General features: G+C 33.5%; 14 protein-coding genes and 1 other annotated feature. All 14 genes read left to right on the top strand.

The window, feature by feature from the left end; genetic code table 11:
• The first annotated feature begins 92 nt into the window (after positions 1-92).
• The 14 genes from JK636_RS20755 to JK636_RS20690 all read left to right on the top strand — a co-directional run bounded on the left by JK636_RS20755 (position 93) and on the right by JK636_RS20690 (position 18,836).
• Positions 93-1,460, top strand: a complete 1,368-nt coding sequence (locus tag JK636_RS20755) for a TrkH family potassium uptake protein (RefSeq protein WP_338025813.1) — start codon at positions 93-95, stop codon at positions 1,458-1,460.
• Between the two features lie 30 nt (positions 1,461-1,490).
• Positions 1,491-2,153, top strand: a complete 663-nt coding sequence (locus JK636_RS20750; protein WP_202750891.1) for a potassium channel family protein — start codon at positions 1,491-1,493, stop codon at positions 2,151-2,153.
• Between the two features lie 11 nt (positions 2,154-2,164).
• Positions 2,165-2,953, top strand: a complete 789-nt coding sequence (locus JK636_RS20745; protein ID WP_202750890.1) for a TrmH family RNA methyltransferase — start codon at positions 2,165-2,167, stop codon at positions 2,951-2,953.
• Between the two features lie 29 nt (positions 2,954-2,982).
• Positions 2,983-3,194 (top strand) — a binding site (T-box leader).
• 96 nt (positions 3,195-3,290) lie between these two features.
• Positions 3,291-4,310: a phenylalanine--tRNA ligase subunit alpha gene (gene pheS / locus JK636_RS20740; RefSeq protein ID WP_202750889.1), complete on the top strand. Its 1,020-nt coding sequence runs from the start codon at positions 3,291-3,293 to the stop codon at positions 4,308-4,310.
• 34 nt (positions 4,311-4,344) lie between these two features.
• Positions 4,345-6,726 (top strand): phenylalanine--tRNA ligase subunit beta, encoded by a 2,382-nt coding sequence (gene pheT / locus JK636_RS20735; RefSeq protein ID WP_202750888.1) that lies wholly within the window; start codon positions 4,345-4,347, stop codon positions 6,724-6,726.
• 176 nt (positions 6,727-6,902) lie between these two features.
• A complete protein-coding gene (locus JK636_RS20730; protein WP_202750887.1) occupies positions 6,903-7,496 on the top strand; it encodes a cell division protein ZapA in 594 nt (197 codons plus the stop codon).
• Between the two features lie 172 nt (positions 7,497-7,668).
• On the top strand, positions 7,669-8,655 hold the full coding sequence (locus JK636_RS20725) for a glycosyltransferase family 4 protein (protein ID WP_202750886.1): 987 nt from the start codon (positions 7,669-7,671) through the stop codon (positions 8,653-8,655).
• 149 nt (positions 8,656-8,804) lie between these two features.
• Positions 8,805-11,156 (top strand): U32 family peptidase, encoded by a 2,352-nt coding sequence (locus JK636_RS20720; protein WP_202750885.1) that lies wholly within the window; start codon positions 8,805-8,807, stop codon positions 11,154-11,156.
• 1 nt (position 11,157) lies between these two features.
• Complete coding sequence (locus JK636_RS20715; RefSeq protein WP_202750884.1) at positions 11,158-13,518, top strand: endonuclease MutS2; 2,361 nt, start codon at positions 11,158-11,160, stop codon at positions 13,516-13,518.
• Complete coding sequence (locus JK636_RS20710) at positions 13,515-13,973, top strand: 2-thiouracil desulfurase family protein (RefSeq protein WP_202750883.1); 459 nt, start codon at positions 13,515-13,517, stop codon at positions 13,971-13,973. The genes JK636_RS20715 and JK636_RS20710 overlap by 4 nt, the downstream gene beginning before the upstream one ends.
• 143 nt (positions 13,974-14,116) lie before the next feature.
• Positions 14,117-15,547: a type I glutamate--ammonia ligase gene (gene glnA, locus JK636_RS20705; protein WP_202750882.1), complete on the top strand. Its 1,431-nt coding sequence runs from the start codon at positions 14,117-14,119 to the stop codon at positions 15,545-15,547.
• A 23-nt stretch (positions 15,548-15,570) separates the two neighbouring features.
• Positions 15,571-16,470, top strand: a complete 900-nt coding sequence (locus JK636_RS20700) for a phosphate butyryltransferase (RefSeq protein WP_202750881.1) — start codon at positions 15,571-15,573, stop codon at positions 16,468-16,470.
• A 28-nt stretch (positions 16,471-16,498) separates the two neighbouring features.
• Positions 16,499-18,259 carry an indolepyruvate ferredoxin oxidoreductase subunit alpha gene (iorA, locus tag JK636_RS20695; RefSeq protein ID WP_202750880.1) on the top strand — a complete coding sequence of 587 codons (1,761 nt, stop codon included), beginning with the start codon at positions 16,499-16,501 and terminating at the stop codon, positions 18,257-18,259.
• Between the two features lies 1 nt (position 18,260).
• Positions 18,261-18,836, top strand: a complete 576-nt coding sequence (locus JK636_RS20690; protein ID WP_202750879.1) for an indolepyruvate oxidoreductase subunit beta — start codon at positions 18,261-18,263, stop codon at positions 18,834-18,836.
• Positions 18,837-18,881: the final 45 nt, after the last annotated feature.

Raw genomic sequence — 18,881 nt, 5'->3', positions numbered from 1 at the left:
AATGCAAAAGTTCTAATACATTAATGATGTTTCATAAATACTTGAAGATTGGATGTTTTGTGTCATCATTAATATAAGAATTTTATTGCATTATTTTTACATGGGGTGAACATATGCAATTTAGTTTATATAAAGACTATAAGTTTAAGCCGGTGCAAATTTTAGTTATTGGATTTGCGGCGGTTATTTTAGCAGGTGCTCTTTTATTGAAGCTGCCCATCGCATCTAGTGAAGGAATAAGTACTCCTTTTATAGACTGTTTATTTACAGCTACAACTTCCGTCTGTGTTACTGGATTAGTAACTGTTGATACAGGTACATATTGGAGCTACTTTGGTAAGAATGTTATTTTGTGCTTGATACAAATAGGAGGTTTAGGGTTTATGTCTTTTGCTACACTGATTTCTCTTGTTATAGGTAAGAGAATTACTCTTCAAGAGAGGCTTGTTATGCAGGAGGCTATGAATGCTTTTACTTTACAGGGACTTGTTAAGCTTGCAAAGTATGTTTTGATATTTACCTTTACAGTAGAAGGCTTGGGGGCAGCTTTATTATCTACTGTATTTATTCCTGAATTTGGATTAGGCAAGGGGATTTATTATAGTATATTTCACTCAATATCAGCCTTTTGTAATGCAGGAATTGATTTGATTGGAGATTTTAGAAGTCTTACGCTCTATGCTGAAAATTCAATAATAATATTAACTATAGGAGCATTAATAGTTTTTGGAGGTTTAGGCTTTACAGTATGGTACGAATTGTTTAATTATAAGATAAAGAGAAGGTTATCTTTGCATGCTAAGCTGGTTTTAACAGTTACTGGTATTTTAGTTTTTGGCGGTGCATTATTAATGATGTTATTTGAATTTAATAATCCTTCTACCATACAGCCTATGAGCTTAAAAGGAAAGCTTCTATCTTCTATTTTTGCATCTATTACTCCAAGAACTGCAGGCTTTAATTCTATTTCTACTGCAGATATGACGCCTGCAGGAAGGTTTCTAACAATTATCCTTATGTTTATTGGAGGATCGCCAGGTTCTACAGCAGGAGGAATAAAGACTGCCACAGCAGGACTTTTAGTTATGACTATAGTGTCAGTTATAAAGGGCAGGGAAGATACCGAAATTTTTAAAAAGAGAATTGGAAGAGATACAGTATATAAGGCACTTACCATTTCAGTAATAAGCATTACTCTTGTAGTAGTTGTAAGTATGGTTCTATCAATTACTGAGGTTGGTGCTTCATTGGAATATATCATTTATGAAGCAACTTCTGCCTTTGGAACAGTTGGACTTACTTTAGGGCTCACCACCAAACTAACAGCTATAGGGAAAGGAATTATTATTTTCACTATGTACTGCGGAAGAGTAGGCCCTTTAACAATAGCTTTAGCAATTTCGGGTACTGGAAAGAGCAATACTATAAAATATCCAGAAGATAAAATACTGGTTGGATAATAACAGTATTGTTAAGATGGAGGGTTTTATATGAGAAAGAAGCAATTTGTAGTTATAGGACTTGGAAACTTTGGTTCTTCTGTAGCCAGAACACTTTACTCACTGGGAAATGAAGTTTTAGCTGTAGATTCAGAGGAAGCAGCTGTCAGAGAAATAGCAGACTATGTTACTCATGCAGCACAGGTAGATACTTCTGATGAGAAAAGCCTTAAAGAATTAGGTATAAGCAATTTTGATGTAGCTGTAATAGGTATCGGATCGGATATTCAAGCGAGTATAATGGCTACGCTTATAGTAAAGGAACTCGGTGTTAAATATATAATAAGTAAAGCTCATGACGAAAGGCATGCCAAGCTTTTATATAAAATCGGTGCTGATAGAGTTGTTTTTGTAGAAAGAGATATGGGTGTAAGAGTTGCACATAATATTTTTGCATCTAATATATTAGATTATATAGAATTATCACCTGATTATAATATTGCTGAGATTGCAGCGCCGGAAGAATGGTATGGGAAAACTTTAAAAGAGATTGATGTTAGATTAAATTATGGCTTAAGTGTTATAGCTATAAAGAAAAATCATGATGTAAATATTGCTCCCAAAGCTGATGATATTATAAGAGAACAAGATGTTGTAATTGCAATTGGGGATAATAAAGAGTTGAATAAATTTGAAAATTTGTTTGGAAGATAAGGTGAAAATATTTGGAATTAATTCAAAGCAAGGATAACGCAATTGTAAAAGAAGTCAGAAAGCTTAAAGAAAAAAAGTACAGAAATGAAAAAGGACAGTTTTTAGTTGAAGGCTTTAGATTTGTAGAGGAAGCTTTAAAGTCCCAATTTGATGTGCCTTTAGTTCTCATTAGTGAGAAAGCTGAAGAAAAATTGCAAGATTTTCAGAATAAAAATAGGCTTAATGATAAACTTAAATTATATATCGTCAAGGAAAGCATATTTAATACTTTATGTAATACCGAAACACCACAGGGGATTTTAGCAGTTGTAAATAAGAAGTCTATAAATATGGAAGCTGATAAAGGTTTTTATATTCTTGTGGACAGATTACAGGATCCTGGGAATCTAGGTACCATAATAAGAAGTGCTCACGCAGCAGGAGCAAGCGGAGTTATCATGACTAAGGGTACAGTGGATGTATATAATGATAAGACATTAAGATCAACAATGGGATCCATTTTCAACATAGCTATTATAGAAGATGAAGATTTAATGGTATTAGATAGATTAAGAAATAAAGGTTTTAAGCTTGTTGTAAGTTCACTAGAAGATTCAAAGTGCTTTTATGAGACAGATTTAACAGGAAATTTCATTATTGCTGTTGGAAATGAAGGAAACGGAATAAGTGATGAAATCTATTCCAAGGCTGATTTGAAGGTTAAGATACCAATGCCGGGTAATGCTGAATCATTAAATGCAGCAGCAGCAGCTTCAATTATGATTTTTGAAGCAGTAAGACAGAGGTTGACAATAGAATAAGGGTAAACTATAATATATTATAAAATAAATAAGAAACTGTGATGAAGAGAGTAGATATAAGATTTTTTCAGGGAGAAAGGGCCGCTGACTGAAAGCCTTTTTATTAATTATTATATTGAAGTTCACTTCGGAGTTTTGACGGTGAAATTAAGTAGTCGTCAGTGGGTAAAACCATTAACTTTATCTAAGAGGACATTTTATGTCAATTAGGGTGGCACCGCGGAATACATCCGTCCCTTCTATAGGGACGGATTTTTTTATGCATTAAAATTTGAAATAAGGTTAACATGTTAAAGAATTTTAGAAGGCAGATTGCCAATGAAGGGAGAAAATGTGTATGAAGGAAAAGTTGGAAGCAATAAAAGAAAGCGCTTTAAAGGAATTAAAAGAAGCTGCCAGCAAGGTCGATTTAGAAAATATAAGAGTAAAGTATCTAGGGAAAAAAGGTGAACTTACTCAAATATTAAGGGGTATGGGAGCTCTTACAGCAGACGAAAGACCTATAGTGGGAAAGGTTGCTAATGAAGTTAGAGAAGCATTGGAAAATTTTATTGAAGATGCATCAAGCAATATAAAAACTAAAGAAAAAGAATTAAGATTAAAGAAGGAAGTTATAGACATATCAATGCCAGGAAACAAAAAGGTTTTAGGTAAGAGACACCCTCTTGCACAAACTCTTGAAACTATGCAGGATATATTTTTGTCCATGGGATTTTCAATTGTTGAAGGACCAGAGGTTGAGCTTGACTACTATAATTTTGAAGCTTTAAATATACCTAAAAACCACCCTGCAAGAGGAGAACAGGATACTTTTTATATAAATGACAATATCGTTCTTAGAACTCAGACTTCACCTCTTCAAATTAGAACAATGGAAAAGCAAAAGCCTCCAATAAAGGTAATAGCTCCAGGAAAGGTTTATCGTTCTGATGCAGTAGATGCTTCTCATTCGCCAATTTTCTATCAGATGGAAGGCTTAGTTATAGATAAGGGAATAACATTTGCGGACTTAAAAGGAACTTTAGATTTGTTTGCTAGAAAAATGTTTGGAGAGAACTTAAAAACAAAATTCAGACCACATCATTTCCCATTCACAGAGCCTTCAGCAGAAATGGATGCTACCTGTTTTGTATGTGAAGGTGAAGGCTGCAAGCTTTGCAAAGGAAGCGGATGGATAGAAATTTTAGGCTGCGGAATGGTTCACCCACAGGTTCTAAGAAACTGTGGTATTGACCCTGAGGTTTACAGCGGTTTTGCTTTTGGATTTGGAATAGATAGAATGGTTATGCTGAATTATGGAATTGATGATATAAGACAGTTATATGAAAGTGATGTAAGATTCTTAAATCAGTTCTAGATTGCGTTTTAAAAAGGAAGGAGAGAAATAAATAATGAAAGTACCTTATAAATGGCTAAAAGACTATGTAAATATAGATATATCACCTAAGGAGCTTGCTGACAGACTTACTCTTTCAGGCTCAAAGGTAGAAGAGGTTATAACTTCAGGAGATGAAATTCAAAACGTTGTGACAGGAAAGCTTCTTAAAATAGAACCTCATCCAGATGCTGAAAAATTAGTTATTTGTCAGTTGGATGTGGCTCAAGGCGAAGAGCTTCAAATAGTAACAGGTGCTAATAATATGAAGGTTGGAGATGTGGTACCTGTTGCACTTCATGGTTCATCACTGCCAAACGGGTTAAAAATAAAAAAGGGCAAGCTAAGAGGTATCGTATCTAACGGAATGATGTGTTCTGAAGAAGAACTTGGAATTGCAGGAGAAGAAGAAGTTCACGGACTTATGATTCTCCCAAGCGACACTCCAGTTGGAAAAGATATTAAGGATGTTTTAGGTTTAGATAATTCCGTTATAGATTTTGAAATCACTTCAAACAGACCTGACTGCTTAAGCGTAGTCGGTATAGCAAGAGAAACTGCTGCTACACTGGGAGTGAAATATACTATGCCTGAAACCAGCTATAAAGCGGTAAACAATGATAATATTACTGATATTTTAAAGGTTGAGGTTAAAGATAGTAAGCTTTGCAGAAGATACATGGCAAGAGGAGTAAAAAATATAAAGATAGAACAGTCACCAGCATGGATGCAGGAAAGATTGATACAGGCTGGAGTTAGACCTATAAACAATATAGTTGATATAACTAACTTTGTTATGATTGAGCTAGGACAGCCAATGCATGCTTTTGATAAAAGGGAAATAACCTCTAATACTATTGTAGTTGAAAGAGCAGAAAATAACGAAAAATTTACTACCCTTGATGAAGTTGAAAGAACTCTTAATTCAGAAGTTTTAAATATAAAAGATGGAAACAGAACAATAGGTCTTGCTGGAATTATGGGAGGACTTAATTCAGAGGTTAAGGAAGACACTAAAGAAATAATATTTGAGTGTGCAAATTTTGATGGAACTAATATAAGAGTTTCTTCTAAGGCTTTAGGAATTAGAACAGAAGCTTCCTCGAAATTCGAAAAAGATATCGATCCAAATTTAGCTGAAATAGCTATAAATAGAGCTTGCAGCCTTGTAGAGCAATTAGGTGCCGGAGAGGTCATGCAGGGAACTATAGACATTTATCCTGAGCGTATTGAGATGAAGACTCTTGAAGTAAGTGCTTCATGGATGAATAAGTTTTTAGGTACAGATATTAGAGTAGAAAAAATGAAAGAATACCTTGATAGATTAGAACTGAGTGCAACCATAAATGGAGATACTCTTGTAGTAAAAGTGCCTACTTTCAGAAGCGATATTAATATTAAGGAAGATGTTGCAGAAGAGGTTGCAAGAATATACGGATATAATAATATACCTACTACAGTAATGAATGGTGTTTCTTTAAATGGCGGCAAAACTAAGAAACAAAAGCTTGAGGACAAAATAATCGAAGTATTAATAGGCAGCGGATTAAATCAGTCCATAAGTTATTCCTTTGTAAGTCCTAAAGTGTTTGATAAAATACTTGTACCACAAGATTCAGAGCTTAGAAAAACTGTTACTATTAAAAACCCTCTTGGTGAAGATTTTAGTATAATGAGAACTACTTCCATACCATCAATGATGGAATCTTTAAGCAGAAATTACTCAAGAAGCAATGAGGAAGCAAGGCTTTTTGAAATAGGAAAAGTATATATTCCAAATGAAGATCCTAATAAGCTTCCAAAGGAAACTAATATAATAACTTTAGGAATGTACGGAAAAGTTGATTATTATGAATTGAAGGGCATTGTTGAAAATATAATCGGCATCTTAGGAATAAGCAATATATCTTTCCAAAGAGAAAGTAATAATGCTACTTTCCATCCAGGAAAAACTGCTGCTATATACAGCAAAAAGGAATACATTGGGATTCTAGGAGAAATTCATCCTGATGTTAATGATAACTATGGAATTGAAGAAAGATGCTATGTAGCAGTTTTAGATTTAGACTTGCTTGTAAAACTCACCAGCATGGATAAAAGGTATAAAGCTCTTCCTAAATATCCTGCTGTGACTAGGGATTTAGCTGTTTTAGTTGATGAAAGTATACTTGTTCAGCAAATAGAAGATATAATAAGAAAACAAGGCTCAAATATGCTTGAGAGTATAAAACTGTTTGATGTATATAAGGGAAGTCAAATACCTGAAGACAAGAAAAGCATAGCGTATTCATTGACTTACAGGCTTGAGAATAAAACTTTAACTGATGTTGAAGTTAATAAAGTTCATGATAAAATATTACGTTCTTTAGAGCATCAGCTTGGGGCTCAGCTAAGATAATTTTAAAATACTTCTAGAGCAAAGACTTTGCTTTAGGAGTATTTTTTGTTTATGTGATACTTAAACAGGTACAAATAAAATTAATATACAAAAAAATGTTAAATTAATGTTCTCTATAGGGTGAATTTATGTTAAAATGAATTTAAATTCTATGAAAATAATAAGAGGGTGGCCCCATGAATATAATTAATGTAAATATAAATGGAATGGAATATAATTTAAGAGGCGAAGAAAGCGAAGAATATTTACACAAGGTTGCAAGATATGTTGATAAAAAGCTAAAAGCAATAATTGAGGGAAACTCCAAACTAAGTGTAGCATCAGCCGCTGTCCTTACAGCTCTTAATGTAGCAGATGAAATGTTTAAGTATGATATAGCATATGAGGAAGTTGTAGAAAGGATGGATAAACTATCTGAAAATGAAAAAAGTTTAAAGGAAGAGTTAAATACTTTAAGGAAGCAGTTAGAGTACTTAGAAGATTATAATTCAGAACTTCAAACAAAGTTAAATAATGAAACTGAGATAGATGCAATTAAAGCAAAAGAAATTGAAGTTAAAAAAATGGATAAAGAGCTGCAGCTCACACAAGAAAGTGCGAAAGAATATTTAGCAGAAGCAAAAGCTTTAAGAACCGAAAACAAGGAATTAAAGTTTCAGCTTCAGTCTTATAAATATAAGACTATGGATTTGCAGAATAAACTCATTGAAAAAGGGATTGATCTTGCAAAGGAAAAAAAGATGAAGAATCCATTGATTTCTTTAGAATAAAATTATATTTATATAGGAAAAATCACATTTAATTAACATAAATGTGGTTTTTTCTATATAAATATAAAAAATCGTTATATTGAAATTATTATGTGCATAGTTATATTTCAAAGAGAACTATATGGATTTACCTTGAAATCTATATAAACGCATAATTGTAGGGGGATAATGTATGAAGGTATTGCTTTGCACAAGAGGAGACTATATGAGAAGCTTTGCAGGAGATTCGAAAAATGTTATTATGATTGCAAAGTATTTAAGAAAATTAGGTGTGGATGTAGATATTAATGACGGATATATTACTGATTATTCAAATTACGATATAATTCATCTTTTTAATTTAACAAGGATGGGTGAAACCTACAAATATTATAGGCAGGCACACAGACAAAAAAAGAATATTGTTGTAACTCCTATGTATTGGAATCTTAAAAAGTATTATTATTTCAAAAGTGAAACAGAAAATATAAAGCTTATAGAAAGAAGCAACTTGTACAGAGAAGAGATTTTGAAAGGCTGTAAAATGATATATCCAAATAGTGATATTGAAAGAGTGCTTCTTTCTAATGATTTTAGTCCTAATTTACCTTTTAAAATTGTTCACCACGGAGTAGAAATTGAACATGAGGAAACTCCTCTTTACAATTTTAAGTTAAGGTATAATTTGAATAACTATGTACTGTGTGTAGCGCGTATTACTCCTCAAAAAAACCAGCTTGCTTTAGCAAAAGCCTGTGAAAAAATAGGTATTGGTCTTGTCTTAATTGGAAGGATAAATGACAGAGCTTACTATGAAGAATGTATAAAATACAAAAATGTACTTTATCTTGGATTTTTAGACAGTTATCATATATATAATGCTTATAGATTCTGTAAGATGCATGTGCTTCCAAGCTTTGTGGAAATACCAGGGCTTTCTTCTTTAGAAGCGGCTGCTTCTGGATGCAGTATTATTTCAACCGAAGAGGGCAGCGCTAAGGAGTATTTTAAGGATATGGCACTTTATATTAACCCTTACGAGGAAAACAGCATATTAGAATCAATAAATGAGGGGCTTAGAAAAAAGAAAAGCAGTGAACTTAAAAACTTTGTTTTAAGGAATTACAGCTGGGAAAAATGTATAGAAGAGTTATATGAAAGTTATAAGCAATTATTGTAAAGAATAAGAATTGGGAGGAATACTCCTGATTCTTATTTTTTATGTAGCAAATAATTATTTTAAATTGTATAATAAAGGTTAGGATTATTTAGGTTTAAGCCCTAAGCGGGCAGATATACTACCCAGTGTTTCGACTGAAAGGAGAAAATATGAATAAAATTGAACTTTTAGCTCCAAGCGGAAGTATGGAAAGCTTATATGCAGCTGTACAAAGTGGAGCAGATGCTGTTTATCTTGGCGGGAGCAAGTTTTCTGCAAGAGCGTACGCCTCTAATTTTGATGAAGAAAATATGGAAAAAGCAATTGATTACTGCCATTTAAATGGTGTTAAAGTATATATAACGATAAATACACTTATAAAAGAAAACGAAATAAAGGAAGCAATAGAATATGTAAGATTTTTATATAAGGCAGGTGTGGATGCACTCATAATTCAAGATATAGGTCTTTCAGCTTTAATAAGAAAAAACTTTCCTGACTTAGAGATTCATGCTTCGACACAAATGACAGTGCATAATGGTGAGGGAGCAATTTTTTTAAAGCAGGCTGGCTTTAAAAGAATAGTACTTTCCAGGGAACTTTCTATAGATGAGGTGAAGCATATATCAAAGGATTTAGGTGTGGAGACAGAAATATTTATACACGGAGCTCTATGTATATGCTATTCCGGTCAGTGCTTAATGAGCAGCATGATTGGAGGAAGAAGTGGAAATAGAGGAAGATGTGCTCAGCCCTGCAGACTTCCGTATACTCTTATAGACAAAAAAAGCAATAAAGAAAAATCAGCTTATATTTTAAGTCCTAAGGATATTTGTACCTTAGAGGATATTGAAAAAATAATAGAAAGCTCGACCTCTTCCCTAAAAATTGAAGGAAGAATGAAAAGACCAGAGTATGTTGCAGGGGTAGTAGATGTATATAGAAGAGCCATAGATAGTGTATATGAGAAAAAAGCTTTTAATTTTGAAGAAGAAAATAAAAAACTCTTAAAACTTTTTAATAGAGAAGGCTTTTCAAAGGCTTATTTCTTTGGAAATAAAGGAAGAGATATGATGGCATATAATTTCCCCAAAAATACTGGAATAGTTTTGGGTAAGGCTTTGAAAAATTCTTTAGTAGAGCTTAGAGAAGCTGTATCTGTAGGTGATGGAGTAAGAATAGGAGAAGAAGGCTTTACAGTTAATAAAATAATAAAAGATGGTATTGAAATTGAAAAAGCTGATAGAAATGATAAGGTTAAACTTGTGCCTTCTAAGTATAAGGAAGGAGATGAGCTATATAAAACCTCAGATATAAGTCTCCTTAAGGAACTTGAAGGCTATTACAGGAATATTAATGAGAAAAAGATTAATGTTACAGCTTATGTTAATTTTAAAGTAAATGAGGAGTTCGCAGTTAAGGTTATATTTGATAATAAAGAGTTTATTGCGGTTGGTGATGTAGTACAACAAGCTTTAAAAAAGCCAGTTGAACTCAAAAAGCTTAAAGAAAATCTTAAAAAGAGCGGAGATACTCCGCTTAAATTTGAAGATATAGAAATAGAAAGTTTTGAAGATGGGTTTTTGCCCGTATCGGCTATAAATTCTGTGCGAAGAGAGATCATAGATAAGTTGGAGAACCATATTATTAATAGCTTTAAAAGAAAGTTTATTGATAATATAAAATATGATATTTTTGAGAATAAAGAAAATAAATTATCAGAGACTCTAATAGTTGTAAGCAGCGAAGAACAAATCAAAGCGGTAAAGGATAGCGGAATTATTGGAGCAATAGCTATAGATATATTTAAGAAACAAAATGATTTAAGTATAGAACATATAAAAAGGTTTGACCATAACAATATATACCTAAAAGTGCCTAATATTATTAAAGGAGAGTATGACTATATCTGCAGTACTATTGATAAGCTCATACCATATATCAAAGGAATAGTGACAGGTAATTTAGGTATTATAAACAGATATAAAGATAAGATTTCAATAATAGGAAGCTATAAACTTAATATATTTAACAGCTATGCAGCTAATTTTTATAGTGATTATATAAAAGGTGCTTCCTTAAGTGTAGAGCTTAATAAAAAAGAAATTAGTGAAGTTATAAAAAATACTAAACTGCCTCTTCAAATAAAAGTCTATGGCAAAGAGGAGCTAATGATAAGCGAATACTGCCCAATAGGAAGTGTATTTGGCGGAAAAAGCAGCTGCAGCACATGCAGTGAAAATTGCCAAAATGGTGATTACTTGTTAAAGGATAGAAAAGAAGAGCAGTTTCCATTAAGAACAGATAAGTTTTGCAGAAGTTATATATATAATACAGTTGCTACAAACTTAATACCTAATTTGAAGGAGATTAAGGAAAGCGGATTAAAGTCATTTAGAATTGACTTAATAGATGAAGGTTATGATGAAACTTTAAAAGTTTTAAGTTCCTATAAAGAAGGAAAATGGCAGGGCGAATATGTTAATTTCACCAGGGGGCATTATAAAAGAGGAGTTGAGTAATTTGAATGAGAAAGCCTTAAGAGTACTTGAGTATTATAAAATCAAGGACATAATTAAAAACTTTACGCAAACCAGTGCAGGAAAAGATATTATAGAAGATTTAAAACCTTATGATAATATTTATGAGGTTAAAGAACATCTTGAAGAAACTAAAGAAGCACTTATGCTTTTGGCTAAAAAGGGAAGCCCTCCCTTTGAAGGATTATATGATGTAAGAGAGGGGATAAGCAGAGCTGAAAAAGGGTCTAGTTTAATGCCCGGTCAGCTATTGAAAATTGCTAACTTGTTAAGATGTGCCAGAAGATTTAAGGAATATGTTAATAGAAGAGAGGAAGAAGAAGCTTTTAGAGTGATTGAAGATATCTGCGAAGGCTTAGTACCTCTTAAAAAGCTTGAGGACGACATTCTTCTTGCAATTGTAAGTGAGGATGAAATTTCAGATAAGGCTAGCACAACCTTGTATAATATAAGAAGAAGTCTTAAAGATAAGAATGCCTCAATTAAGGATAAAGTCAATTCACTAATAAGGTCAAACTCAAAATTTTTACAGGATAATTTATATACAATAAGAGGAGAAAGATATGTACTTCCTGTTAAAGCTGAACATAAAGGCTCTGTACCAGGACTTGTGCATGACCAGAGTTCTTCAGGTGCTACTTTATTTATAGAGCCAATGAGCCTTGTAAATCTGAATAATGAGATTAAAGAATTAATGCTTAAAGAAAAGGCAGAGATAGAAAGAATACTAAGTGAACTTTCCTCAAAAGTATATGATAATATTACCGTAGTTAAAAATAATGCGAATATTGTTTGGGAACTTGATTTTATATTTGCTAAGGCAAAGTTTGCAAGTCAATATAATTGCACATGTCCTTCTGTAAATGATAATGCGATAATTGATTTGATTGAAGCAAGACACCCGCTTATAGATCCAAAGCTAGTTGTTCCAAGCAGCATATATTTGGGAAGGGAGTTTACATCACTTGTAGTTACAGGTCCCAATACAGGAGGTAAAACCGTTACGCTAAAAACAGTAGGACTTCTTCAATTAATGGCATTAAGCGGAATTATGATTCCAGCAAGAGAAAACTCTACTGTAAGCTTTTTTAAAGAAGTTTTTGCAGATATTGGTGATGAGCAGAGTATAGAGCAAAGCTTATCTACTTTTTCTTCACATATGAAAAATATAGTAAACATAATACATGAAGCAGATGATAAATCTTTGGCATTATTTGATGAGCTTGGAGCAGGAACAGATCCAACTGAAGGGGCAGCCCTGGCTGTGTCTATTTTAGAAAATTTGAGGGCTAGAGGTACAAGGATTGTTGCAACAACTCATTATAGCGAACTAAAAGGTTATGCTCTCAAAACTACAAATGTAGAAAATGCTTCTGTAGAATTTGATGTGGAAACTTTAAGACCAACCTACAGACTTTTAATTGGTGTTCCGGGAAAATCTAATGCTTTTGAAATATCAAAAAGGCTGGGACTTCCAGAATATATAATTTCTGCTGCTAGAGAAAATATATCTACTGATACTCTCAAATTTGAAGAACTTATTCAGAGCCTTCAGGAGAAGAGCATTAAGGCTGAAAATGATGCCAGAATATCAGAAGGTTTAAAAAATGAGGCGGCAAAGCTTAAAGAAAAATATGAAGAGAAGCTTTATAATTTCCAAAAAACTCGCGATAATGCAATAATTAATGCTCAGAGAGAGGCAAAAAGAGTTGTAAAAGAGGCAAAGGAAGAAGCAGACACAATATTGAAGAACATGAGAGAGCTTGAAAGACTTGGATATTCATCAGATGCAAGACAAAAGCTTGAGGAAGAGAGAAAAAGACTTAAAGCAAGGCTTGAAAATGTTGAAGATTCAATGAATAAAGCAAATGATGAAGATGGCGAGGCACTTAAAGATGTTAAAGAAGGTCAGGAAGTATTTTTACCTTCTTTAAATCAAAAGGTAATTGTGCTTTCAAAGCCAGATAATAAGGGCGAAGTACAAGTTCAAGCTGGTATTATGAAAATTAGTGTTAAACTTAAGGATTTAAGATTGTCAAAGCTTACTAAAGATGAAAAGAAAGAAATCAAAAAGCGTGAAGTAAGCTTGAACTTAAAAGCAGTTTCGTCTTCAGTTGATTTAAGGGGAATGGATTCTGAGGAGGCTATATATACAACAGATAAATATTTAGATGATGCGTACAGAGCTGGGCTATATGAAGTAACTATAGTTCACGGTAAAGGTACAGGAATACTAAGGCAGGCAATAAATGAAATGCTTAGAAAGCATCCACATGTAAAAAGCTATAGATTAGGAGCTTACGGTGAAGGTGGAACCGGGGTAACAATGGTGGAATTAAAATGATTATTGTTAGTGCGTGTCTTTGCGGTATAAACACAAGATATGATGGGAAAAGCAATTTAAATGAAACTACGCTTAAACTTTTAAAGGAAGGAAAAGCTGTACTGGTATGCCCTGAGCAGCTTGGCGGTATGAGTACGCCTAGACTGCCTCATGAAATAGTTGGCGGTGATGGAGCAGGTGTATTAGATGGAATAGCAAAGGTAATATCTGCAGATGGAAATGAGGGTACTGATGCTTTTTTAAAGGGAGCTTATGAAACTTTAAAAATCGCAAAGGAAATAAATGCTGAATATGCAATATTAAAAGCAAAAAGCCCTTCTTGCGGCTATGGAAAAATATATAATGGGATCTTTAGCGGAGAAAAAATTTCTGGTAATGGGGTAACTGCAGAACTTTTAAGTAGAAACGGAATAAAAGTTTATACGGAAGAAGATATTGAAAATATAGATACTTAAGTGGATGGGTTTATAGCCCATCCTTTTAAATATTTATGAAATAATACTTTCACTTTGCACAAGAAGGTTGACAAAAATAATTCATGTATTATACTAAAATTAAGAATATATGCAATATTTATTAATTTAATGGAGGGACTAACATGTTTAACAACTTAAATGAACTTAAAGAGTATATTCAAAAAAATAATATCAAAATAATCGATTTTAAAGTAATTACTTTACCAGGAAGATGGAATCATCTCTCTATACCAGCTGAAAGACTTTCTGAGAAAACGTTTACTGAAGGAATAGGCTTTGACGGCTCAAGTTATGGATATTCAACTATAGAAAATTCTGATATGTGCTTTATTCCAGATATGAGTACAGCATTTGTTGATCCTTATTGCAAGATTCCAACACTAAGCATGGTTGCAAATATTCATACCATTGGAAAAAATGCCGGAAGATTCAGTGGTGACCCAAGATACATAGCTGAGAAAGCAGAAGAATATTTGAAAAAATTAGGCATTGCAGATGAATATGTAATCGGACCTGAATTTGAATTTTACATTTTTGATCACATAAGTTATGAAACAAGAAATCATCATCAGGAAGTAACTATTGACTCAAAACAGGCTCCATGGAACAGTAATTACAAAGAAGAAAACTTTGGATACAAGGCACCATTTCAAAAATCTTATCATCTAGGTCTTCCTTATGATTTAAACAATGACTTAAGAAGCGAGATGACATTAAAGCTTGAAGAAATGGGAGTGCCGGTAAAATATCATCATCATGAGGTAGGATCGGCAGGACAGCTTGAGATTGAAGTTGAACTTGGCGACATGCTAAAAATGGCTGACTCGACAATGCTGGCTAAATATGTTATTAAGAATGAAGCTGTTGCTCATGGAAAAACAGCAACATTTATGCCTAAGCCTTTATTTGGTGAAGCGGGAAGCGGTATGCATGTTCATATGCTTCTAAGAAAAAATGGAGAAAACTTATTCTATGATGTAAATGGCTATTCAAAAATGAGCCAGGAAGCTTTGTACTTTATAGGCGGGATATTGAAACATTCAAAAGCATTATTAGGCTTTACAAATCCATCAACAAACTCCTACAAGAGATTAGTTCCAGGCTTTGAAGCACCAGTTTCCGTATGTTTTGCAACAGGAAACAGAAGTTCTGTTATAAGAATACCTGGCTATATTAAAGACCCTGCAAAGGTTAGATTTGAGTTTAGACCATCTGATGCTACTGCAAATCCATATCTTGCATACTCAGCTCTATTAATGGCAGGTATTGATGGTATAGTAAACAAGATAGATCCAAGCAAAGAAGGATATGGACCATTTGATATTAATGTGTTTAATATGCCTGAAGAAGAAAGAAACAAGATAGAAGCTCTTCCAAAGTCCTTAGATGAGGCTTTAGAAGAATTAAAGAAAGATCACGAATTCTTAACTAAGAATGGAGTATTTGATGAGCATTTTATCAATACTTGGATTAAGTTTAAATATAATAAAGAAGTAATGAAGGTTATACCAGTACCATCACCAATTGAGTTTGAAATGTATTATGATCTTTAATTATTTTAAGTGGGGGAATTAAAATGGTTAAAAGGCTTGAGGATTTATTAATCTTGGCACAAAAGAAAGCAAAAAAGACAATCTCAGTTGCTGCTGCTCATGATAAAGAGGTTTTAGAGGCAGTAACTGAGGCTGTAAGTCTTGGTATTGTAAATGCTATACTTGTTGGAAATGAAGAAAAAATAAAGAGCATAGCATCAAAAGAAGGATTTTTACTTGAGGATATTGAGATAATTGATGAAACTGATGATAAACGAGCTGCTTTTAAAGCCGTAGAACTAGTTGCTTTGGGGAAGGCACATTTTATAATGAAAGGTATGCTTAATACTGCTGACTTACTAAAAGCAGTATTAAATAAGGAGTTCAATCTTAAAAGAGCGGAGATATTGTCTCATGTTATGGTATATGAAGTTCCAACTTATCATAAGTTAATAATGCTTACAGATGGTGGAATGGTGCCTTATCCAGAGTTAAAGGATAAAATTCAAATCATAAAGAATGCAGTAAATGCAGCTCACGCATTAGAAATAAGCAATCCAAAGGTTGCGCCTATTTGTGCCGTTGAACTTGTAAATCCGTCAATGCAGGCTACAATAGATGCATCCGTTTTAAGCCAAATGAACAAAAGAGGACAGATAAAAGGCTGCACTATAGATGGACCATTAGCACTTGACAATGCTATATCTAAAGAGGCTGCAAAGCATAAGGGTATTGTCAGCGAGGTTGCTGGTGACGCAGATATACTTTTAGTACCTAATATAGAAAGCGGTAATTTCTTAGGAAAAGCTTTAACTTATTTTGCTAAGGCAGAGAATGCAGGAATTATTCTAGGAGCAAAATGCCCAGTAGTTTTAGTATCAAGAGCAGACAGCTCTAGATCTAAACTGTATTCTATAGCTTTGGGATCATTACTTGGGGAATAAATGAGAATTTTGATGGGGGGATTATATCATGAAAGTAATAATGACAGGCAATGAAGCTATAGCTAGAGGTGCTTATGAAGCAGGCTGCACCGTAGCTTCTGCCTATCCAGGAACACCAAGTACGGAAATTCTTGAAAACTTTGCAACATATGAAGGAGTTTATGCTGAATGGGCTCCAAATGAGAAGGTAGGCTTCGAAGTAGCTTCAGGTGCATCTATTGCTGGTGCAAGAAGCTTAACAACAATGAAACATGTAGGGCTTAATGTTGCAGCAGATCCACTTTTCACTATGGCTTATGAAGGAGTTAATGGCGGTTTTGTAGTAGTGACTGCAGATGATCCTGGAATGCACTCATCTCAAAATGAGCAGGATAACAGGCTTTATGCACCTCATGCAAAGGTAGCCATGCTTGAACCATCAGATTCACAAGAGTGCAAGGATTTTATGAAGGCTGCATATGAAATAAGCGAGCAGTTTGATACAGTAGTTTTATTTAGAACTACTACTAGAATATCTCACTCAAAGACTATAGTTGAATTATTGGATAAAGATCAAGCTGTGGTAAAGCCTTATGTAAAAAACACTGAAAAATATATTATGATACCTGCTAATGCAAGAAAAAAGCATTATGAAGTAGAAGAAAGATTAGAGCTTCTGCGTGATTATTCAAATAAGTCAAATTTAAATAAAATAGAATTAAATGATAATAGTATTGGAATAATTACCAGCGGAATTTCTTATCAGTATGCAAAAGAAGTTTTTGGCGATAATGCTTCATATCTTAAAATAGGAATGAGCTATCCGCTGCCTGATAGAATGATATTAGAATTTGCAAAAGAAGTAGATAAGCTTTATGTAATAGAAGAAAATGAACCTTATTTAGAAAATGCAATAAAGGTTATGGGAATAAACTGCATTGGTAAAGAATTGATTCCAATATGTGGAGAATTAAATCCAAATATAATAAGGAAAAATATACTTGGTCAAGAAAATGAACAAGCCTATTCAACTAGTGTTTTGCCTCCATCAAGACCGCCTGTGCTTTGTCCTGGATGTCCTCATAGAGGAATATTTTATGCAGTTTCAAAATATAAGGATGTAATAGCTGCAAGTGATATAGGGTGTTATACACTAGGAATGATGCCGCCTCTTAATGTGGCTGATACAGTAATATGTATGGGGGCATCCATATCTGGCGGAATTGGAATCCAAAAGGCAAGCATGATGGGTGATAGAAACAGCAAGGTTTTTTCTTTCTTAGGCGATTCAACTTTCTTTCACTCAGGCATTACGGGACTTATTAATGCAGTATATAATAACAGCCCAATTGTTACAGTAATATTAGACAATAGAATAACAGGAATGACAGGTCATCAAGAAAACCCAGGCACAGGAAGAACACTTCAAGGAAAACCATCTCCTTTTATAGATATAGAGGAATTAGTTATTGCCTGCGGAATTAAGAAGGAAAATATTAAAGTTGTGGATCCTTATAAATTAAAAGAAACCGAAGAAGTAGTTAAGATTGCGTATGAAAGCTCTGAGCCTTTTGTAATAATTACAAAGCAGCCTTGTGCGCTTATAAAGGATGTTCAAAAGAAAAGAGCAAAGCTAAAGTGTGTTATAGATGCGGGAAAGTGTAAGAAATGTAAGGCTTGCTTAAGGACAGGATGTCCTGCACTTTCTTTTAAAAATAATGTTGTAAGCATAGATAAAAATATGTGCAATGGCTGTGAGCTTTGCAAGCAGGCTTGTAAGTTTAATGCAATTGAAAAGGTTGGTGAATAACATGAGCGAGGTTAAAAATATACTATTCGTTGGTGTAGGAGGACAAGGAACTATACTAGCTTCTAAGCTTCTTTCAGAGGGCCTTATGAAACATGGCTATGATGTTAAGATGTCAGAAGTTCATGGAATGGCTCAAAGAGGAGGCAGTGTAACTACACAGGTTAGATTTGGAGAAAAAGTTTATTCACCACTTATAGAAAAAGGAAAGGCAGATGTAATAGTTGCCTTTGAGAAGAGTGAGGCCGCAAGATGGGTTCCATATTTAAAAAAAGGTGGTTATCTTGTAGTAAATGATTATGAGATACATCCGGTAACAGTTTTAATAGGGAAAGATAAATACCCGGAAAATATTAATGAGAACTTAAAATCCGATGTAGATAATGTAATTATAGTAGATGCAGCTAAAATAGCAGAGGACTTAGGAAACATAAAAGCACAAAATGTTGTGCTTTTAGGAGCATTAATTAAGTCAATTGGCTTAGATAATTTAAATTGGAATGAGGCTATTGAAAATATAGTTCCCTCAAAGGCTGTTGAACTTAATAAAAATGCACTGATTGAGGGTATGAAGGCTTAAAGTTATAAATAAAGAACTTCACTTTGTGGAGTTCTTTTTGTTATA

This window comes from Clostridium rhizosphaerae (genome assembly GCF_016765585.1).
Classification (GTDB): domain Bacteria; phylum Bacillota; class Clostridia; order Clostridiales; family Clostridiaceae; genus Clostridium_AT; species Clostridium_AT rhizosphaerae.
Note: the sequence above shows the minus strand (reverse complement) of the source record. Positions and strands in the feature narration are given on the sequence as shown.